16 protein-coding genes and 1 pseudogene are annotated in these 20,365 nt (G+C 41.6%); 10 read left to right on the top strand and 7 right to left on the bottom strand.

Annotated features, from left to right (window positions below; translation table 11 throughout):
• Positions 1-6: 6 nt before the first annotated feature.
• Complete coding sequence (locus AB3G73_RS10015; protein ID WP_004311757.1) at positions 7-1,320, bottom strand: DUF4925 domain-containing protein; 1,314 nt, start codon at positions 1,318-1,320, stop codon at positions 7-9.
• Between the two features lie 30 nt (positions 1,321-1,350).
• The gene (locus AB3G73_RS10010; protein ID WP_367744724.1) at positions 1,351-2,553 is read right to left on the bottom strand and encodes a DUF4925 domain-containing protein; all 1,203 of its coding nucleotides are present in this window, start codon (positions 2,551-2,553) and stop codon (positions 1,351-1,353) included.
• 1,054 nt (positions 2,554-3,607) lie between these two features.
• On the opposite strand from AB3G73_RS10010, the gene AB3G73_RS10005 reads away from it, so the two are divergent.
• The 6 genes from AB3G73_RS10005 (at position 3,608) to AB3G73_RS09980 (ending at position 9,914) form a co-directional block, all read left to right on the top strand.
• Complete coding sequence (locus AB3G73_RS10005; protein WP_074637840.1) at positions 3,608-4,387, top strand: polyphosphate polymerase domain-containing protein; 780 nt, start codon at positions 3,608-3,610, stop codon at positions 4,385-4,387.
• A 17-nt stretch (positions 4,388-4,404) separates the two neighbouring features.
• On the top strand, positions 4,405-5,079 hold the full coding sequence (locus AB3G73_RS10000; protein WP_074637827.1) for a DUF4956 domain-containing protein: 675 nt from the start codon (positions 4,405-4,407) through the stop codon (positions 5,077-5,079).
• A gap of 4 nt (positions 5,080-5,083) precedes the next feature.
• Positions 5,084-5,863: a DUF2490 domain-containing protein gene (locus AB3G73_RS09995; RefSeq protein ID WP_081352707.1), complete on the top strand. Its 780-nt coding sequence runs from the start codon at positions 5,084-5,086 to the stop codon at positions 5,861-5,863.
• Between the two features lie 18 nt (positions 5,864-5,881).
• Positions 5,882-7,876, top strand: coding sequence for a carbohydrate-binding domain-containing protein (locus AB3G73_RS09990; protein WP_258981467.1), 1,995 nt, complete (start codon positions 5,882-5,884; stop codon positions 7,874-7,876).
• Positions 7,877-7,974: 98 nt separating this feature from the next.
• A complete protein-coding gene (locus tag AB3G73_RS09985; RefSeq protein WP_148364633.1) occupies positions 7,975-9,189 on the top strand; it encodes a sensor histidine kinase in 1,215 nt (404 codons plus the stop codon).
• Entirely contained in the window at positions 9,186-9,914 is a 729-nt protein-coding gene (locus AB3G73_RS09980; RefSeq protein WP_148364634.1) for a LytTR family DNA-binding domain-containing protein, read from the top strand. Before AB3G73_RS09985 ends, AB3G73_RS09980 begins: the two co-directional genes overlap by 4 nt.
• A 4-nt stretch (positions 9,915-9,918) precedes the next feature.
• On the opposite strand, the gene AB3G73_RS09975 is transcribed toward AB3G73_RS09980, so the two are convergent.
• The 3 genes and pseudogenes from AB3G73_RS09975 to AB3G73_RS09965 all read right to left on the bottom strand — a co-directional run bounded on the left by AB3G73_RS09975 (position 9,919) and on the right by AB3G73_RS09965 (position 13,916).
• Complete coding sequence (locus AB3G73_RS09975; RefSeq protein ID WP_148364635.1) at positions 9,919-11,103, bottom strand: aminopeptidase C; 1,185 nt, start codon at positions 11,101-11,103, stop codon at positions 9,919-9,921.
• A 285-nt stretch (positions 11,104-11,388) separates the two neighbouring features.
• Complete coding sequence (locus AB3G73_RS09970; protein WP_367744714.1) at positions 11,389-12,594, bottom strand: hypothetical protein; 1,206 nt, start codon at positions 12,592-12,594, stop codon at positions 11,389-11,391.
• Positions 12,591-13,916: pseudogene (locus AB3G73_RS09965) on the bottom strand (DUF4270 family protein). Before AB3G73_RS09965 ends, AB3G73_RS09970 begins: the two are co-directional and overlap by 4 nt.
• 192 nt (positions 13,917-14,108) lie before the next feature.
• Between AB3G73_RS09965 and AB3G73_RS09960 the strand changes: the two are divergent.
• Positions 14,109-15,167: a Kelch repeat-containing protein gene (locus tag AB3G73_RS09960; protein WP_367744712.1), complete on the top strand. Its 1,059-nt coding sequence runs from the start codon at positions 14,109-14,111 to the stop codon at positions 15,165-15,167.
• On the top strand, positions 15,154-15,477 hold the full coding sequence (locus AB3G73_RS09955) for a DUF4907 domain-containing protein (protein WP_367744711.1): 324 nt from the start codon (positions 15,154-15,156) through the stop codon (positions 15,475-15,477). Before AB3G73_RS09960 ends, AB3G73_RS09955 begins: the two co-directional genes overlap by 14 nt.
• A 105-nt stretch (positions 15,478-15,582) precedes the next feature.
• Here the strand turns inward: AB3G73_RS09955 and AB3G73_RS09950 are convergent, their stop codons facing one another.
• On the bottom strand, positions 15,583-16,107 hold the full coding sequence (locus AB3G73_RS09950) for a hypothetical protein (protein WP_217723057.1): 525 nt from the start codon (positions 16,105-16,107) through the stop codon (positions 15,583-15,585).
• 184 nt (positions 16,108-16,291) lie between these two features.
• On the opposite strand from AB3G73_RS09950, the gene AB3G73_RS09945 reads away from it, so the two are divergent.
• Together AB3G73_RS09945 and AB3G73_RS09940 are read left to right on the top strand one after the other, a co-directional pair.
• A complete protein-coding gene (locus AB3G73_RS09945; RefSeq protein WP_367744710.1) occupies positions 16,292-18,514 on the top strand; it encodes a cation:proton antiporter in 2,223 nt (740 codons plus the stop codon).
• Entirely contained in the window at positions 18,495-19,340 is an 846-nt protein-coding gene (locus AB3G73_RS09940) for a patatin family protein (RefSeq protein ID WP_008774817.1), read from the top strand. Before AB3G73_RS09945 ends, AB3G73_RS09940 begins: the two co-directional genes overlap by 20 nt.
• Here AB3G73_RS09940 and AB3G73_RS09935 read toward each other — a convergent pair.
• Positions 19,332-20,354 carry a YafY family protein gene (locus AB3G73_RS09935; protein ID WP_117935904.1) on the bottom strand — a complete coding sequence of 341 codons (1,023 nt, stop codon included), beginning with the start codon at positions 20,352-20,354 and terminating at the stop codon, positions 19,332-19,334. The two genes, AB3G73_RS09940 and AB3G73_RS09935, sit on opposite strands and share 9 nt — an antisense overlap.
• Positions 20,355-20,365 lie beyond the last annotated feature (11 nt).

Here is a 20,365-nt window from a genome sequence, read left to right as displayed (position 1 = left end):
TTTGTTTTATTTATTTGGAACAATTTCCAAACCAAATTCTATTTTTTCAGGTGATAGAAAAGCGTCTGATATACCGTTCAAAAATATAGAGATGATTCCTCCCAGTGATTGCATATCTTCTGGAAGCAGACTGACTATTAGCGGACTAAGATCTGGTAGTAATTTGGCTATGGGAGTAAAACCTTCTTTGTCTAAGTAAATAAAAGTATGTCCATCTTTTGAAATAACTTGCATCGGGATTCCGGTAGTTAACCAATTGAAAATAGCTTTGAAAGAAGTGTCATTGACATTGAGCAGGAATCCAAGTGTTTCATTTTTTAGACTTTGATTGAGCGTGGTTAGCAATTCTTTCACTTTCATAGCATCCATTTGGGATATAGCTTCAATGATAGCATTGGTTATATTGACATCCATATATTGATTGCCGCTGGATATTGAGGCAATAATATTAGCTAAGTTTAATTTTAATATTAACTTACCGTCTTTTTGGAACCAATTAGCAAATCCTTTTGGAGATGGAATATAATTACGGTTAACAATGTTAGGAGTAATCATATCCTGTGTTAATGGATTTTCTAGAAATCCAAAAATGATATCCATGTCTACTCCTGTCAATGGTTCATTTGAATAAGAAGCCGTTACATTCCCGTCCGCTCCTAAAGTAATTTCTTGTAGAACTTGTGGCAAAATATAACTTAATATGTTTTGAATGGCACTACCCCATGTTTGAGTTGTGGCTCCACTTTCTGAAGCTTCTATGTCTGCATAAAAATAGCATGATGCATTTAGTACTTGTCCGTCAACATCTTGCCATGTATATTCTTCTCCCCACATGTCTCCAACTACAATCGTTTTGATACCATTAATAACTGTGGGTAGTTTATAAGTATTTGCCCATAATTCTGCATTGCCCATTTTGATATTGGATATATTTAATGTTAACTGTCCTTTTATTACGCGTCCTTCGTATCTAAAAGAGCTTAAAGTCTCATTTCCCATACTATTTCCTGAAAAAGAATATCCTTGCCCATCTCCAGAAAGGGGGATAGACATAATTTTTACTTCTTTTTCTCCTGGTAAAATATCATATAAGTTAATAATAGCGGTTTCTCCTGTTACAGTGCTAAAGTCTACTGATTTTCCGATCATTGTTTCACCATTATAGGTAAGAATTAGATTCGGATTGGGGTTTGATAGTTTATTTGAATAATTGGCTGTTACATCTATAGGCTCTGGTCCGTAGTGATCATTATCACAAGAAGTTAAAAATGCAGACGCTACGGCAAGGCAGCTTATTAATAGGATAGATATTTTTTTCATTGTTCTTTTATATTAGATAATTAAAATGAATTATTTCTTAGCTGTGAGGTCAATACCGATTTCCATTTTATCGAAAAGGGCTGCAACTTCAATTAAATTTGTTTCCAGCAAACTACCGATGATGCTGATGAACGGCATGAGAGTTTCTTTGTTGAAATAGATATAAGTATGTTCTTTTGTTGAGTTGATGCCCATTGGTATTCCGTCTTTCATCCATGTGAGCAGAGTTGCAAAAGTATCATCATCCAATTGAAGAATATAGGTGATTATTTCATTGTTTAAAATCATATTGATGGCACTTAACGTTAATTTTAAACGTGCCGGGTCAGATTTTAGAAGTGCTTCACTGATTCCTGCGATAAGCTGATAGTCAATTTGCTTTCCGTTGTTTTGTGCTATGAGAGACACAATGGCAGGGATATTTAGTTGTACGACAAATGCTTTGTTGCCTGTTTGATTCCAGTAGGCCAATCCTTTGGGAGATGACTCATAAGTGCGTTTGTTGATCAGACTTTTGAATTCAGCGTCAGTTTTGCCCGAATTGGCAACTTCCATAATTTCATTCATGTCTACAGGGTTCGTAGTATAGCTGGCAGTGACAATTCCATTTTTCTCAAATGTAATATCCTTCAATACATAAGGAAAAATCACATCTAATATATTAGTTGCCATTTGCTGTATTTGTAAAATCACCGGCTGGAGAGATTCTCCTCCTGCTTTTGTAGTAATATTCACGTAGCTGGCTCCGCTATTACGGATGATACTTTCTCCATCTGTTGTGTGGGAGTATGCAGGAAATGTATATGTGTTTTCAATGGAGTTGGCATAAGCCATTGTTACGTTCAGTGATAGCTGCATGTTTTTCGGAGTTATTATTCCTTCATATTTCACCGTAGCTCCTCCCATTGTGATATTGGTCCCGCTGAAAGTATAATATCCTTTCTTTTCATTCTCATAAAGTTGGATGCGACTGATAGGAGTTTCCTTTTCTCCCGGGATTATATTATTCAGCGTCAGTGTTCCCGTTTCGCTATCTTCTGTCTTGAAGCTGACAGTTTTTCCAATTAATTTCTCTCCGCTGTAGGTTAGGTCTAGCGTATATGGTTTAATATACGAGCCATATTCCTGACTAATTTCTCCTGGCCAAAATAGCTTGTCATTGTAAGTTTCTTCGCATGATGTAAAGAAAAATACTGCGCAAGCTACATAAGATAGTTTTCGTAAGTTTCTCATTTTGCTTTTTGTTTTTATTGCGTATTTAATAAAACTTTGCAAAGTTCGACTAACAATTCTTTATTGTCAAGGTCTGTTTTTTTATTTTAATGTTCTATTTTTAATCGTGTGCGGTAAAAGTACCTAAAATGAAAAAATAAATGTGTTCTATTTTTAATATCGATTGTTCTTCTTTTAAGAATGGCTGTAAAAAGAGAATGAAGAGGTCTCTAAAAAAGCAAATGGTTTTCCTCCTATTTTTCACAGGTGAGAAACCGTTCATTTTTTTTCTTCTCTATTTCTGACTCTTGCGGAAAGTTTAGAATGTAATATTCATCTTTACAACTTTCAATAAGTACTTCCGTAAAAAAGTGAAGAGGACTCCGCTGGAATATTACAAGAAATAAATCTATGTTTGCTTAAAATAGGGTTATACATAAAAATAGGATGTTTTATACATTTTCTTTGCTTTAATTAGAACCTATATGAGGATAGCAAATAAATAGGAGCTTAAATGTCTTTTTGGATTCTCCCAAAAGACAGTGATTTGATAGTAAATCCTTGCTGTTTGTATTTGTTTGCTACCAGATTCGAAATAAATCAATATTTTTTTTCTGATGTTATAGCTATTTGTTATATTGAAAATTAACGAAGTTAGAAGTGACATAGCTTGGAAACGACTCTTATTTCAATCAACGCCTCCTTCCTCACCGATGAACGGTAGCTTGGTCGGTGAGCAAGGAGGCGTTCCTCACCGACCAAGGATACCTTGCATTTAAAGAACGGACGTTTTCATACAATGAAAAACGGTCTGTTTACCCTTTATTTATGCATAATAAGGGGCGTGATATGCATATTCTTGCACTAGATTATGCATTTTATTTTCTATTTGATTCGATTCATAGCCACTGTTGAATAATAGAATCTTAAAAATAGAACAGAACAGTTTGTTGCTGTAATACAGTCGATTCACCGATAAGAATCCCCCGTTCATTGATTTTTTTTCCTTTTTCTGCTTCTCTGTCATACATTTGTTACAGTATTGTAACACTTGCTACTCTAATCCCTTATGAATATGAACGAGGCATGTAATGTAACCACCGCACTTTCCGCTTTCTCCTCCATTTCTTTGGAAGAGATGAGTACCATCCGTTTGATGAACCGTACGGACACGAAGTATATCGTTTCGCTCTCTGCCCTGATGGACGTATTACAACGGGCGAGTAATTGTTATCGTGTGCAAGAGGTGCAGGGGGAGCGAAATATAGCTTATCACACTACCTATCTCGACACTCCCGATTACGCCATGTATCTGGCTCATCAAAACGGAAGAGTGATCCGTGAGAAGATCCGTGTAAGGACGTATGTCTCTTCCGGTCTGACTTTTCTGGAAGTGAAGAATAAGAATAACAAGGGGCGGACAGATAAAAAGCGGATTCGGGTGCAAGGAGTAAACTCTTTGCGTCAGGATGGGGGAGAAGAGTTTCTTCGCAATTATGCTTGGTATGAGTTGTCCGCCTTGAAATTTCTACTGGAAAATCATTTTCATCGTATTACACTGGTGAATAAGGCAATGACAGAACGTCTGACCATCGATACTGGTGTGCATTTCCATCATCTCATAACTGGAACGGAAGCAAGATTGGAAAATCTTGCTATCATAGAACTGAAACGTGACGGGAGAACTTATTCACCCATCGGTGAAATACTGCGCGAACTGCATGTGCGGCCTTCGGGAATTAGTAAATATTGTGTGGGAACCGTACTCACAGCCGGGAACTTAAAATATAATCGGTTTAAGACCAAGTTGAGAATGGCACAGAAGATAGCAAAGAAGCAACTAATGAATATTTAATATAAAACCTGAATAATATGTTTGATGAACTAAGTGATATTACATTAATAGAAACACCATTGATGGATAGCGCAGGTTTCTTGGAATTGTTGTTGCGATTCTGCTTCAATTTACTGGTGGTATCCTGCATTATTCATCTGTTTTATTACCCTAAGAGCAAACGGCGTGATTATTACTTCACCTTTACGCTGATAAGTATCAGTATTTTCCTGATGATTTTCTTATTGGGAAGTGTCAAACTGAAAATAGGTTTTGCGCTCGGTTTATTTGCCATTTTCGGTATCATCCGTTATCGGACCGAGTCAATGCCCGTGCGTGAGATGACTTATCTTTTTGTCATCATTGCTATTTCGGTAATCAATGCCCTTGCCGTGGAAATCAGTTATGCTGAACTGGTATGTACCAACTTGCTTTTCATTGTCAGTATATGGCTTTGCGAAAGCAATCGCTGGCTGAAACATATCTCCTGTAAACTGATTCAATATGATAGAATAGAACTGATAAAACCCGAAAGGGAATTGGACTTATTACGCGATCTCCGCGAACGGACAGGACTTGACATTGTTCGTGTGGAAGTGGGACATATTGATTTTTTACGGGATACAGCCATGCTGAAAATCTATTATGAACCGCTGAAAGATGAGATAAATACGATTGATACGTTGACCCGCTTACCTAGAGAAAATGAATAAGAAAATGGAAGATAAGTCAGGCAGAGAAAGTCAGAAGAGATTCTGGGGGACAGGTAGATACCTGATTGGTTGCTTATTATTGTTGTGTATGGCAGGGAAGAGCCATGCGCAGGGAGATGACTTCGGCGTGTGGACCAGTGCGGAAGTGAAGAAAAAGATATTCTCCGGTTTCGATGCTTCTCTGGAAGGTGAATTTCGTACAAGAGACGGATTGCAGACGGTGGAACGCTGGTCGGGTTCGGCAGGTGTTTCCTATAAGATGTTTCGTTGGCTGAAAGCGTCTGCAGGATATACGTTTATTCATTATTATCATCCGATGGAGGTTACTAAAAAAGGAAACTATATCCCCGAATATTGGCAGCCGAAGCATCGTGTAAACTTGTCATTGACAGGAAAGGTGGACTGGCGCCGCTTTACGTTTTCCCTTCGTGAACGGTGGCAATATACTTATCGTCCCAGTCAGTCGGTTCCCAAATTCGATGGTGATGACGGGAGTGTGAAGAATGATGAATATATCAGCGGAAAAGGAAAAAATGTGCTTCGTTCCCGCCTTCAGGTGGAATATAATATACGTAAATGTGCTTTTACTCCTTATACTTCATGCGAACTTTCACATTCGTTGAATGAGATTGGTGCTTTTGAAAAGTTGCGATGGACATTGGGGACGGAATGGAAACTAAGTAAGAAACATGCTCTCGATTTTTATTATCTGTATCAAAATAAGGCAGACGACGATGAGGCAAACGGGCATGTGATCGGTGCAGGATATTCATTTAAGTTTTAATAGATAAAACAAGAAATTATGAAAAGGATTGTGTTGTTTTGGATACCGCTTTTATTGCTGTTGTTGGTGAACTGTACGACGGAATCATTCGATTTCGGCGATCAGGAAGGAATATTGGTCGGAGGTTCGGGAGGTGGAGGAAGCAGTCAGCCCAACCCGACGATTCCCGAGGGATCGGAAGATTTATTGGGATTTACAATCGCTTTTGATGAAAGTGATAAAACGGCGTATGGAAGCATGTCGGAAACGGTTACTTCCGATGATGATTTTATAGAGAACTCCCAATTCGCCTCTGTGGTGACGATTATCTATAATGGAACGACTGCTGCGGTAAGCAATGGTGTTTCAGGAGTGGAAGTGTCTTCCAATGGGGCGCATGTCGTGGTTAATTCTACAGTCAGCGGAGTAGAATATGTGTTGAGCGGGACTACTACGAATGGCTCGTTCAAGGTATATAGCGAAAAGAAATTCAAATTATCACTGGCAGGGGTGTCTATACTCAATCCGGTAGGTGCTGCCATTAATATCCAGTCTTCCAAACGTGTGTTCGTGGTATGTGCAGACGGAACAACGAATGTGTTGACAGATGGTTCTTCTTATACGGCAACTACTGATGGAGAGGATATGAAAGCCTGCCTGTTCAGTGAGGGACAGCTTATTTTTAGTGGTGGTGGTTCGCTCACAGTTACCGGAAATTATAAACATGCCATCACAAGCGATGATTATGTGCGTTTCCGTAGCGGGTGTAATATTACGGTAGCTTCGGCCAAAAAAGACGGAATCCATACTAATGAATCTGTGATTATCGGTGGCGGAATACTGAATATATCTTCTGACGGCGATGCTATTCAGTGTGAAGAGGGAGGAATTACGATGACCGGAGGATTTGCCAAACTCTCTACAACGGACAATAAAGCGCATGGGTTGAAATCTTGTCTGGATGTGGTAATCAGTGGCGGTGCTATTCAGGCACAAGTGGCGGGAGCAGCCTCCAAAGGAATATCCTGTGATGGTAACCTGACCATCTCCGGAGGAAAGCTGACTGCATTCACTTCTCAAACCGCACTTTATGAAGACAATGATTTGAGTTCGTGTGCAGGAATTAAATGTGACGGAAATATCCTGATTACAGGAGGGGAGATCGCCATACAGAGTACAGGTGGAGCCGGTAAAGGTATCAACTGTGACGGTTCGATTACCATCAATGACGGCACGGTGAAAGTGATAACTACCGGTACGCAGTGTGTGTATGGCAAGCTCGACTCGTCGGCAAAAGGAATCAAAGCGGACGGTGCGTTGACAATCAATGGAGGAACGGTGCTTGTGAAGGCTACCGGTGGGAAAGGCAGTGAAGGTATCGAGAGTAAAAGTGTGTTGACTGTCAATGAGGGTACGGTTGCCGCCCTTTGTTACGATGACTGTATGAATGCAAGCAACAGCATTGTTCTTAATGGTGGCAATATTTATTGTTATAGTTCCGGAAATGACGGCATTGATTCTAATGGTACGCTGACCATTACGGGGGGAGTGATCGTATCTTCGGGTACTACTTCTCCCGAAGACGGATTCGATTGCGATCAGAATACCTTTAAGATTACCGGGGGGATTGTTCTGGGTATTGGAGGAGGAACAAGTACACCTACATCAAGTGTATGTACGCAACGCAGTGTGATCTATGGTGGTTCGGGAAGTAACGGAGAAATACTGAATATCCAGTCAGCCGACGGAACCAATGTACTGACTTATCAGATTCCCCGTGCTTATTCTCAAATGACGGTATTGTTCAGCAGTCCGAATCTGACTTCGGGCGGTAGTTATATCATCTCAAAAGGAGGGGCGGTTTCCGGTGGTTCCGAGTTCTTCGGATTATATACGGGAGCCACTTATTCCGGTGGCACACAGGCAGCAACGTTTACCGCCAGTTCGATGGTGACACAAGTTGGCAGCACTTCCGGCGGTGGCCAGCCCGGTGGTGGAGGCGGCGGACATGGCCCTGGCGGATGGGGATGGTAAACAGCAGTTTACCGTCGAAATCCGTCCTTTGGTCGATTCTATTTGTGATAAAGCAGGTTCGGTTTTATCTTTGTTTCGATAATCAGAAGCAATAAGGCATGAAAAGACTACGTAAACAACACATGCTGGAGCAGAGTATTTACGGAGCTATCTGGATCGTAATATTTCTTCTTCCGCTGATAGGCGGATACTTTGCCATGAGTGGAGGACTTGAGCGGGAGGAAACCCGTATGATAATCCGCGAATCATGGTTGAGTATCCTTCCTTTTTTCGTGCTTTTCCTGTTGAACAATTATGGCTTGGTTCCCTATTTCCTTTTTAAGAAAAGGTATTGGCAGTATACTGTTTCGTTGATTTTTGTAATAGGAATGATTTGCTGGCTTTCTCCGTCTCCTTCTGCCAATCATTTCCCCAAAGATTTCAAGCGAGGAGAGTTGCCTCTTCGTATGAAGGAGAACCGGAGAGATCAGATTATTAAGATGAGAGAAAAAGCGAGGAAGGAAGGGGATGTACATTGGAATGAGTCCAATCCCGAACAACATCCTAGGGGAATGGGAGCTCCAAATGGTCCCGGAGGATTTCCAAAACCGACTCCTTTTCCTTATCCTCCTTTTGTGCTCCGCTATCTTATTCATTTCATCATTGCCTTTTTGATGGTAGGATTCAATATCGCCATCAAACTTTTCTTTAAATCTTTCCGTGATGAAGAAATGCTGGAGGAGCTGGAACATCAACGCTTGCAATCGGAACTGCAATATTTGAAGTATCAGATTAATCCTCATTTTTTCATGAATACGCTTAATAATATTCATGCCTTGGTGGATATTGATACGGGGAAAGCGAAAAGTTCGATTGTGGAACTCTCTAAACTGATGCGTTATGTACTCTACGAAGCGAGTAATAAAACAATTCTGCTTTCACGTGAGGTTCAGTTTCTTAAGAATTACATTGCCCTGATGAGTTTGCGTTATACCAACAAAGTTTCTATTAAGATGGATTTTCCGGCCGAAGTGCCCGAAGTGCAGATTCCCCCTTTACTTTTTGTCTCTTTTGTGGAAAACGCCTTTAAGCATGGAGTCAGTTACCGTAGCGAGTCTTTTATTCATGTCTTGATGCAGTTGGATGAGGGCAACCGGCTTTCATTCCGTTGTTCCAACAGCAATAATGGTTCGGCTGACGAACAGCATCATGGCATCGGACTCGAAAATATCCGTAAGCGGTTGAGGCTTTTATTTGGCAATGATTATACGCTTTCCATTACCGAAGAGGAACATAAATTTGATGTCTTACTTATTATACCTTTATTAGAATGAAATGTATAGCAATAGATGATGAGCCGTTAGCATTGACGCAGTTGTCGGATTACATATCCCAAGTACCTTTTTTGTCTTTGGTAAAGTCATGTCAGGATGCGTTCGAGGCAATGAAGATCTTGTCCGAAGAGGAGGTTGATCTGATTTTTGTGGATATTAATATGCCCGATTTGAACGGACTGGATTTCATACGTTCTTTGGTGAACCGTCCGTTGGTGATTTTCACTACTGCTTATTCTGAATATGCGGTAGAGGGCTTCAAACTGGATGCCGTGGATTATCTGCTGAAACCGTTTGAGTTCCAGGATTTATTGAAAGCGGCGGATAAAGCCCGCAGACAATTTGAATATCGTTTGTTGGAGCAACAGGGTGAAATAGGGAATGCTTCGCAGATAAAAGGAGATTCGTTATTCGTGAAGAGCGATTATAGAGTGGTCCGCATCGATGTGAAGAATATCCGCTATATTGAGGGGATGAGTGAGTATGTGCGTATCTTTGTGGAAGGAGAGGACAAGCCGGTAATAACGCTTGCCAGCCTCCAGAAAATGGAAGAACGGCTTCCCACGCATTTCATGCGGGTCCACCGTTCTTATATTGTCAATCTTCGCAAGATTACCGAAGTTTCCCGTCTTCGTATTATTTTTGATAAGAATACTTATATTCCTGTCAGCGATAATTATAAGGAGAAATTTACGGAATACATTGGGAAATTAAGCCTTTCTTAAATAATTATTTAATTCCCAGTTTCTTGGCAATTTCTTTAGGAAGTGCGTCTTTATGCACCAGGATATTCATTGTCTTGTAGGCAACGAATGCTTTGGATGCATACCAGATACCATTATATTTGCCTGATTTACCCCAAGAGTTTTTCACCATGAAGTATTCTTTTCCGTTCTGGTCTTTAGCGATACCGTAGATTACCATTCCGTGGTCGTCTGTTGTTTCCCAGTTGTCAAAAGCAACTTGGCGCATTTCCTGGGTAATGTCCTTTTCAGGGAAAGGTTTGGTGAATAGTTCTCTGCGTTTGTCGGCAGCAGTCAGTCCTGTCCAACGTGCCATGTCCGAACCGGACAGTTCGGATTCTTTGGCTGCATCCGGCATTACGGCGATACCGTCACGTGAGAATCCTTGTTCGCTGACATCGCTACCCCATGCAAAGGTATAGCCTTTCTTTACAGCATTGTCCATAACAGCCATCAGCTCTTCGATAGGCAGGTTGTAAGACAGGCCATTGCGCCAGTTATCCTGAATTTCGATGGCGAATTGAGAATAGAACGGATGGTGTGTATAAGAAGTCAGTGATACATAGTCGTTATAGTTCAATCCCAGTGATTCGGCAAAAGTCTTTGGAGTATATTCTTTGCCTTTGTAGGTGAACTTTTCCGGACATGCTCCCAGGTAAGTGTCATAAATGGCGCTTAGTCCGTTTTTCCATACCGGAGTCAGTTTGCTCAACTTACCTTTTGCAATCGCATTGATGTAACCGGAAGCAACAGCATCCAGTTCGTTATGTACCGGCAGCGTATCACCGTACATAATACCCGGCATCACTTCTTGCGGAACGATACCATAATTTTTGATACAGTACATTACATCATAAAAACTTCCGCCCGGTGAGAAAGAACTGTCACCATGGTAACGTACATAGTTTACTCCGCGGTCTTGCATTGTTTTGTGTACAACAAACATTTCAGACAGGTCGTACTCACCTTTACCTAAACGAAGTAGTTCTGATTCAACAAATCCGAGAGTTGAGAAACTCCAGCAAGTACTCGAACGATTTTGGTTCTTGATAGAAGTTATCGGATTTTCTTTCACTGTCGTGAAAACAAAACCTTCTTCAGGTTTTGCATCTTGTGCCATAACACTTAGGCTGAATAGGCCTAAAGCAGCAATAAGGATTGTCTTTTTCATTCCTATGAAATTAATATTAAATGTTTTGGCTACAAATATAGGAAAGTTTCACCACAGAGTACGCAGAGGACATAGAGTTTTTTTATTATACATTGTTCGTTCTGTCATTCTGCGTCTGTCGAACGTGCTCTTCTCTACGTATATATCAGGAGAGTAGATGCTTCGACTACGTTCAGACTATACCTTGATAAGAATATCTGAAGATGTTTTGAGCGGAGATAATGGCAGATCGATTTATTTCTTAAGAAAAAACTCTGTGTCCTCTGCGTACTCTGTGGTGAGTCTTTATTGTATCTTGGCGCGGTAAGTTCGTTCGGAGAAAGTAATATTCAGGAACAGGGAAAAGCTATTTTCTTTCTGCATACCATTAGGTATTTTCATCCGACCTTTATATTTCAATCCGAGGGAGAGGACATTATTATTGCGTAATCCGAAGTTAAGTCCGGTGCTGACATAATATTCGGTTGCCTTTTTCTTTTGAATGACAATATAGGAATTGTTGATACCTGTTCCCAATAGGATGCTGACCGGATTGCGATAGACATTGCCCAATGTATATCTTCCACCGGCTGATAGCCGGTGTTGATTCTCAAAACTGACGTTAGATTGGGAAGATAGCATCCGGCTCCAGTCCACATATTTGTAGTCGATGGTTGCCATCCATCGCAAAGTGTTGTAGGAAGCTCCTATCCCTAAGAATTGAGGAAGACATTGGCGATAGCGTTTCAGGCTTCTTTCAATATCACCCCCTCCCGAACTGCTACTAACGTATAAGTTATTATCTTGCTTAAAATCCTGCGAGTAACCATATACGGCACCGGCAACGAAAGAACGTTCGCGGTCTATAGCCCATTTATACTGTACACCAAAATCCGCATAAAAAGTATGTTTGTAGGAACTGGTTTCTTCTGTGGCAGTACCTTGCGTCTCCGTTTGTGTGATAGTCCCCGTCACATAAGAGAGATTGGTGCCGACAGAAAATCCTTTGCCGAAAAGGTAAGCCGTACTGATACCCATCTTGGAAAGCCCTCCTTCACCCTGAAAGAGAGAAGAGATGGTACCTCCATTGGTGCCTGCCACCTCTTCATCCAGCGTGATGGCATATCCTACACTGCTGACGGGAGCCATGAAAATAGCTCCATACCAGCGTGGAATAATCCGGCAGCCGATACTTAGGTTATTCAGATTTCCGGTGACGGAACGGTTGCTTGCTCCTCGTTGCGAATAAATCTGGTATGCTCCCATGATACCGGCATCGATCTGGAAGCGTTGTTCGGTCAACTCTGTGAGTGAAGCCGGATTGGCACTGTTCAGGAAATTATTTCCTCGCAATGCAATGCCTGCGCCGCCCAATCCGGCATATTGCCCGCCTTCTCCGGTTGAAAGCTCTCCCAGTCCGAACATGGAAGTAGGGGAGTTCGTTGTATTTTGTGCAATGATTATAGAGACAGGAGTATAGAATGCCAGAAGGCAAAACAAAATCTTTTTCATTGTTGATAAGTTTTGTAAAGTATGATAAGTTTGGTATTCTTTTTATTGGCAGTATGTTCCCCGTCGCCGAAGATAACGCCTTGGAGAGTGGTATAGAACAAGTTGTCAGGAAGAAATAATTGTAGTTTCTGACGGTCATATCCGGTAGTTCCCAGGTTTGTTTGCAGGAAAGAGGTGATGTCAAAGGAGTAATAAGTCTCCTCATAAGACATCTCATCGACTATCAGGTTTCCGCTTTGTACGGAACTCCCGGTGAGGTCGGTGATTACACTTTGCGTCACATTTTCATTGTTGGCGGTGTAGAGAGCCAGGCTTTTGGGCAACGGGTACATGCCGTCATAAGTTCCTTTCACTGGATATAGCTGTAACGTTGCGCTCTCGATGGTCACAAGCTCTCCTTTCTCGCAGAGATTATTTAAATGTGGGAAGTCGATGGTGACATACATGCCGGTCATTCCCTGCAAATAAGCCTGATGCTCGCTTTTTCCGGAAGAGTATTCATTACCGTCTCCACTTTGCAGGTTGGCTATCGGGGTGTTTGAGCGGTCCTGTTCTATTTTGTTGTAAGTTAAGGTGCTGCTTGTGTTGAAAACCTATGTTTTTTCGTTCAGTGTTTCCGTAATCTGGTGATAGTAGACTGTGATGCACATACTGGAGTCGTTGACTTGAAATCCGCTGATACAAGCGTCATTTGCATCGGGTATGAAAGCAATTCCCTTGAAATAATCATGGAAGAAATTCTGGGATTGTACCCATCGGCCATCATTTAGCATCAAGTTGAACCATTCTTCTCCCCATGCATCCGGCAATCGTATTTCCAGTTCCTCGCTCGGTGAGCCCGGAGTAGGACGAAAGTCGAAAGATGCCAGTGGAGTTTCGTTGTAGTAGGCAGTAGTAGTGTTGTATAGGTACCCTCTATCGTCCAGTTCTATATTCTTTGTCAGTTCATGCAGATAAATGCGTTGGTTTTTTAGTGTATCTCCCAGATAATTGCCCGAAGAATACAGGCGTATGGTGATCGAATCGAACTCATACTGGATGTTTTCATCAAAAGAATAGGAAGGTACTTCATACTCTGCATAAAAAGAGGCGGTAATTTTCCCCCATAAGTTGTCGTCACGATATCCTATCTGACAAACCGTATCTCCCGAAGTGGCTACGGAGTCGCTTAATACTGTACTAAGTAATACCGTACAGGTGTCCATCTGCGCGTTGAGAAATGAACTTTGTACCCATTTCGCTCCTATGGACGATGAATCGTCTACACAAGCAAAAAAAGAAAGAGAGATAAAGAATGAAAAAAGTTGTATGATTGACTTCATGTAGTAAAAATGAAATTGGTTTTGTAGCGGCAAAAGAAGAGGTTTTCAACAGTCCTCCAAAAAACTATCGACTAAATCTCTGTATTTGTCGACCTGAATTTTGTTGGTAGATAGAATGTCTTTATTTGTCGATAGTTTTTTTATGCGTGCCCGTTGCCGCCTACATTTGCGGTTGTAATCAACGACATATTTATGAATACGAAAATGAATAAATTACTTTGCATGATGGTGGTGCTGCTTTCATTGGCGGCATGTACGGATGATACTGAATATACGGCAGGTGTGTGGTATCGCCGTTCTGATTTTGATGGTGTGGCGCGTACGGACGCAGCTGGTTTTACGATTGGTAATGTAGGGTACCTCTGCACCGGATACCGGGGGAGTACCAAAGACCGTTTGAAAGATTGCTGGGCGTATGACATTGAGACTAATTCGTGGACACAGTGTACATCAATGCCCGATGCAGCTCCTGCCCGGAATGCGGCTACAGGTTTTGCAGTAGGTACCAAAGGATATATTGCTACCGGTTACGATGCGACGAAAAAGGATTATCTGAATGATTGCTGGCAGTATGATCCTGCCACGAATTCATGGAAGGAGATGGCTTCTATCCCGGATGGAACTGATGGAACTAATATCTATGGTAAACGGTATTATGCGCTTTCTTTCGGCATTGGTCAGTATGGGTATTTGGGTACAGGTTACAACGATAATTATCAAAAGGACTTTTGGAAGTTCGACCCGTCGGTGGGAGATAAAGGAGAGTGGACAGCCATGAGTGGATTTGGCGGGCAGAAGAGAATGGGCGGTATGGCTTTCGTCATAGATGATATCGCTTATATCTGTGGTGGTGAGAATAACGGTTCGGATGTGACGGATTTCTGGTGTTTTAATCCGGCAACGGGTACTTGGAAAGAATTGCGCGAACTTTACGATAAGAGTGATGATGATTATGACGACGATTACACTTCTATCGTCCGTTCTTATGCTTGTGCTTTCGTGATCGACGGTAAAGGATATATTGCTGTGGGGCAGACTGCAGGTGGTAGTTATCGTTCCAATTATTGGATTTACGACCCTCTTACAGACCTATGGAATGGAGAAGATTTGACAAATTTCGAAGGAAGTACACGTTCGAAAGCCGTATGCTTTTCTACCGGAAAACGAGGAATTATAGCTACGGGAGGGGCTTCTACTTATTATTACGATGATACTTGGGAGTTGAAACCTTATGAATATGAAGAGAAATAAAAAAACAATAGGTATTAGTTGCTTTGTCTTGCTGCTTTTAGTGGGAATCATATATGGGTATATGCATCCGATAAATATATATCGGCTGGAAGTAACTCAAGTTGAAGGTAGTGGATACGGTTATAAAATTTATGAGAGAGGGCGTTTGATAATTGTTCAGCCTTTTATCCCGGTTGTATCCGGGAAAAGGTCTTTTCAATCAGTACAGGATGCCCAATGTATCGGAAACTTAGTGCTGGAACGGATTAAATCCGGAAATGATTTTGCTATATCAAAGGCCGATCTGGATAACTTGGGAATTGTGTATTAATGCCATCTTGTTGGCACAGTCATGCCACCCTATTGGCACGACTGTGCCAACACGGTGGCATTGTTGTGCCAATACGATGGCACAAGATAAAGCGTTAAGTGCGAATTATTTCTTTTCTCCTTTGGGTGCTACTACATAATCTTCTTTGATAAACTCATCATACACACGCTTCGGATGGTCGAACGGTGCAATCCCATTCCTTTGTTCATTGAAGTTTTCCCGGCGGAATTGTTTCAGTTTCAGGTTATCTTCTGCATATTCCCTCAATTTCTTATGCTCATTTCCATAAAGCGAACTTTCAGTCACGTCAGAATTGAGCAGATTTTCTTTGGGAGTAATTGTTGGTAGGAGCACTTGTTCCAACAGACCACGATAGGCACCGTTATATTCGCACCATACGATATCGTTGGTTACAAATATACGATAGGAGTACTTAGACCAGGCAGTTTTGATTTCAATAGATGTAGCATAAATTTCAATGGTAGCTTCTGAACCATACGCTTGGTCACGGATCACAACGGTCGTCCGACCGCTAAGTTCTTCCTTCACGGAAGTTTGCCATTTATCAGAGTGTAAGATTTCTTCGATAATTTCCGGCAAATTTTCTTTAATCTCAAACTGTATTCTCATGGTGCTTGCCTGCGGGCAGGACTTTTTTGATTTTTTCCTCCTTAAACAATTAAGCTAGCCTAAAGTTACATAGATTAAAGCAAAAAAACAAGATTTTGTTTGAGAATTTATTCTTTTTGCCAAACTATCTGCCTTTTTCGTTTGTTTTTATAATAAATATGCACAAATCGTAAAAATAGAGTTTATGCGGAATAGGGCCCGGAAGAATTATGTCATTTATGTATTGATGTTGCTCCTGTTTGGAGGGTTGATTTATGTCGCTATTGAAGAGGGTGACCGGTTTTCGCACTATGCGATAAATGCGCATAACGTGGCACAGGGAGACCCTTTCAGCCTATTTCTTCAGTTTATACAGGACAATATTCATCATCCGCTCTCTACCTTATTGATTCAGATTATAGCTGTATTGGTGATGGTGCGTCTTTTTGGCTATTTATTTAGCCTGATCGGGCAACCGGGAGTGATTGGTGAGATTGTTGCCGGTATCGTGTTGGGACCTTCCGTGCTCGGCTTTTTCTTTCCGGATGCTTTTCATTTTCTTTTTCCGGCTCACTCGCTTACCAATCTTGAATTATTGAGTCAGGTGGGACTGATACTTTTCATGTTTGTCATCGGTATGGAGCTGGATTTCAGTGTGCTGAAAAATAAGATCAATGAAACGCTGGTGATTAGTCATGCCGGAATTTTGGTTCCTTTCTTTCTGGGTATTTTGTCTTCTTACTGGGTGTATGAAGAATATGCCGCCGACCAGACTCCATTCCTTCCATTTGCTCTGTTTATAGGTATTTCTATGAGTATCACCGCCTTTCCGGTATTGGCGCGTATCATTCAGGAACGGAATATGACTAAGACTCCTTTAGGCACGCTGACTATTGCTTCCGCGGCCAATGACGATGTGACGGCCTGGTGTCTGTTGGCGGTAGTTATCGCTATCTCCAAAGCGGGAAGTTTTGCCAGTGCACTATATTCAGTTGGACTGGCAGTTGTGTATATTGCAGTCATGTTTTTGGTCGTTCGTCCGTTTTTGAAGAAGGTAGGAGAGGTATATGCCAATCGGGAAGTTATTAATAAAACATTTGTAGCATTTATTCTGCTCATTCTTATTATTTCCTCCTGTCTGACGGAGATTATCGGTATTCATGCCCTGTTCGGAGCTTTTATGGCAGGGGTGGTGATGCCGTCCAATTTGGGTTTCCGGAAGGTGATGATGGAAAAAGTGGAAGATATATCTTTAGTCTTCTTTTTACCTTTATTCTTTGCTTTCACCGGGTTACGTACGGAAATCGGTTTGATAAACAGTCCGGAGTTGTGGATGGTATGTCTGCTGTTGGTGACGGTTGCTGTTGCCGGCAAACTGGGTGGGTGTGCCATCGCTGCCCGTCTGGTGGGTGAATCGTGGAAGGATAGTTTGACGATAGGGACATTGATGAATACACGGGGATTGATGGAGCTTGTCGCTTTGAATATCGGTTATGAAATGGGAGTTCTTCCCCCGTCTATATTCGTAATTTTGGTCATTATGGCGTTAGTTACGACCTTTATGACTACTCCTTTGCTTCATTTGGTGGAACATATTTTCGTACGTCGCGAAGAAAAGTTATCTTTGAAGCATAAATTGATATTTTGTTTCGGACGTCCGGAATCCGGGCGTGTATTGCTTTCCATTTATAGTTTGTTATTTGGGAAGCAGTTGAGGAAAAATCATTTGATTGCGGCACACTATACGGTAGGCACGGATTTGAATCCGTTGAATGCCGAGCATTATGCCAGCGAGAGTTTTGCTTTGCTCAATCAACAGGCAGTGAAATTGAATATTCAGGTGGATAACCATTATCGGGTGACGGACAAACTTGTACAGGAAATCATTCATTTTGTCCGTAAAGAACATCCTGATATGCTGCTTTTGGGAGCCGGAAGCCATTACCGTACGGATATGCCGGGGACTCCGGGGGCTATTTTATGGTTAACGCTTTTCCGGGATAAGATTGATGATATTATGGAGCAGGTGAAGTGTCCGGTAGCTGTATTTGTCAATCGTCAGTATCGGGAAGGCGCAATGGTTAGTTTCGTACTTGGTGGAATGATTGATGCATTTCTTTTTTCGTATCTGGAGAAGATGTTGCAGAACGGGCATTCGATACGTCTTTTCTTCTTTGATACGGACGATGAGGAGTTTCGCGGATGTATTGATGATTTGCAGGCACGTTATCCGGGACAAATGATTATAGTATGGTTTGAAGGAGTTGAAGATTTAGTGACTAAAGAGAAAGACGGACTATTGATAATGAGTCATCTTTCTTATACGAAATTATCCGAGGATGAGGCTGTGATACGAGAATTGTCATCTCTGCTGGTGATCCGCCGGAATAAGAATGCGGGAGATAAAAATGAAGGACTTGAAAATTGACGAATCTACGGGATTAGTGTTGGAAGGCGGGGGAATGCGTGGAGTATTTACCTGCGGTGTACTTGATTACTTTATGGATCATGATATCCGGTTTCCCTATACGATAGGAGTGTCTGCCGGTGCGTGCAACGGATTGTCGTATGCATCGCGGCAACGGGGACGTGCCAAATACAGCAATATTGACCTGTTGGAGAAGTACAACTATATCGGTCTGAAACATTTGCTCAAAAAGCGTAATATTTTGGATTTCGATCTATTGTTCAAAGAATTTCCCGAACACATTCTTCCTTATGATTATGAAACATATTTTGCTTCACCGGAACGTTTCGTGATGGTGACTACTAATTGCATTACGGGAGAAGCCAATTATTTCGAAGAGAAAAAAGACAGTAGCAGGGTGATCGATATTGTTCGTGCATCCAGCAGTCTCCCTTTTGTGTGTCCTATCACTTATGTAGACGAGGTTCCTATGCTCGATGGAGGAATTGTAGATTCCATCCCTCTGCAAAGAGCTATTGCGGATGGCTGTAAGAGAAATGTCGTGGTACTTACCCGTAACCGGGGATATCGGAAAGATTCGAAAGACATTCGTATCCCTTCGTTTGTATACCGGAAATATCCGAAGTTGCGTGAAGCGTTAAGTTGCCGGTGCGCTGTTTATAATGAACAGCTGGAAATGGTGGAACGTATGGAAGATGAAGGGAAGATTGTCGTTATCCGTCCTTTGAAACCTGTAGCTGTAGACCGTATAGAAAAAGATGTGCAAAAGCTGACAGAGTTTTATCAGGAAGGGTACGAATGTGCGAAAGCTTTATTTTCACTTTGACTTAGTATATTGCTTGGCAGCCTTTTCCAATTTCCGACTCATTAATTCTACCAATGTTTTGGGATAAAGAATTTCTATTCCGTCGACATATCCGAAGAATACCCGTTCTAACTCGTGGTTGATTACGACTTCAATTTCCAGTATGACGCTTCCGTCAGGTAGCCTTTCCACCAGTTGTTGACTGCGATGTATAGGCTTGGTTATGATGTAAGGTGCTTCGGCTGCCGCTACTTTGAAGCCAACTTTCTCCGCTACGCTTCCGGAGTTTTTGGTGACACCTACCAGGTCGTCGAAGAACGTATTCGGATCGAAGAATGTATTTTTGATATAGTGTTCTTGTGGCAGAACTTCCAATGATTGTATTCTGTCCAAAGCTAAATTCTGCAATATTCGTCCGTTTCCTCTGACCCCATAAACGAACCATCGGTTGCGATATTCTTTTAATAGATAAGGATAGAAAATAAAGCTGTTTGCCGAACGTGCTTTGAACGAACGATATTTGAGTTGTATCGGGTGCTCGTTGACAATCGCATGATAGATGGTGTCCAGATAATCCAGTCCTTTCAACGATTCATTCTTTTCAAAGTCAATGACAGGAGTGGTTTTCATCCGGGCAGAAGCAACATGGTCTTCCAGGCGATTGATAATCTCGCTCATTTCCGTGAAATAGGAGAAACCTTTAAATTGTCGCAGCACTTCCACTGCTTCCGACATCATTTTCAGGTCTTGTTCGTTCAGTGGGGTTTGTGTGATACTGTATTCCGGATCTTCATATTTATAGTATTTATTCTCGTACACCACAATCGGAGCATTATAGCCTAACTTCTCGCTACGCATCATCTGTATGTCCATTTGTACCGTCCGTTTGCTTATCCCTTTATCAATGCCTTCATATTCATAAAGAGCATCTGAACAGGCGTCTACCAAGTCTTCCAATGTCCAGCGTCGATACGGATTACGCAGACAGTTGTCAATCGTTTTATAACGGATTAGAGCATTTCTATTTGCTGGCATAAGTAGAAGAA

Source organism: Bacteroides sp. L008 (genome assembly GCF_040812255.1).
Taxonomy (GTDB): Bacteria; Bacteroidota; Bacteroidia; order Bacteroidales; family Bacteroidaceae; genus Bacteroides; species Bacteroides vicugnae.
The sequence above is the reverse complement of the archived record's forward strand: the minus strand, read 5'-3'. Positions and strand labels throughout refer to the sequence as shown.

Bases quoted from the DNA above. Each gene is read 5' to 3' on its own strand.
- AB3G73_RS10015 (WP_004311757.1), bottom strand. From the start codon at position 1,320: ATGAAAAAAATATCTATCCTATTAATAAGCTGCCTTGCCGTAGCGTCT.
- AB3G73_RS10010 (WP_367744724.1), bottom strand. From the start codon at position 2,553: ATGAGAAACTTACGAAAACTATCTTATGTAGCTTGCGCAGTATTTTTC.
- AB3G73_RS10005 (WP_074637840.1), top strand. From the start codon at position 3,608: ATGAACGAGGCATGTAATGTAACCACCGCACTTTCCGCTTTCTCCTCC.
- AB3G73_RS10000 (WP_074637827.1), top strand. From the start codon at position 4,405: ATGTTTGATGAACTAAGTGATATTACATTAATAGAAACACCATTGATG.
- AB3G73_RS09995 (WP_081352707.1), top strand. From the start codon at position 5,084: ATGGAAGATAAGTCAGGCAGAGAAAGTCAGAAGAGATTCTGGGGGACA.
- AB3G73_RS09990 (WP_258981467.1), top strand. From the start codon at position 5,882: ATGAAAAGGATTGTGTTGTTTTGGATACCGCTTTTATTGCTGTTGTTG.
- AB3G73_RS09985 (WP_148364633.1), top strand. From the start codon at position 7,975: ATGAAAAGACTACGTAAACAACACATGCTGGAGCAGAGTATTTACGGA.
- AB3G73_RS09980 (WP_148364634.1), top strand. From the start codon at position 9,186: ATGAAATGTATAGCAATAGATGATGAGCCGTTAGCATTGACGCAGTTG.
- AB3G73_RS09975 (WP_148364635.1), bottom strand. From the start codon at position 11,103: ATGAAAAAGACAATCCTTATTGCTGCTTTAGGCCTATTCAGCCTAAGT.
- AB3G73_RS09970 (WP_367744714.1), bottom strand. From the start codon at position 12,594: ATGAAAAAGATTTTGTTTTGCCTTCTGGCATTCTATACTCCTGTCTCT.
- AB3G73_RS09960 (WP_367744712.1), top strand. From the start codon at position 14,109: ATGAATACGAAAATGAATAAATTACTTTGCATGATGGTGGTGCTGCTT.
- AB3G73_RS09955 (WP_367744711.1), top strand. From the start codon at position 15,154: ATGAAGAGAAATAAAAAAACAATAGGTATTAGTTGCTTTGTCTTGCTG.
- AB3G73_RS09950 (WP_217723057.1), bottom strand. From the start codon at position 16,107: ATGAGAATACAGTTTGAGATTAAAGAAAATTTGCCGGAAATTATCGAA.
- AB3G73_RS09945 (WP_367744710.1), top strand. From the start codon at position 16,292: ATGCGGAATAGGGCCCGGAAGAATTATGTCATTTATGTATTGATGTTG.
- AB3G73_RS09940 (WP_008774817.1), top strand. From the start codon at position 18,495: ATGAAGGACTTGAAAATTGACGAATCTACGGGATTAGTGTTGGAAGGC.
- AB3G73_RS09935 (WP_117935904.1), bottom strand. From the start codon at position 20,354: ATGCCAGCAAATAGAAATGCTCTAATCCGTTATAAAACGATTGACAAC.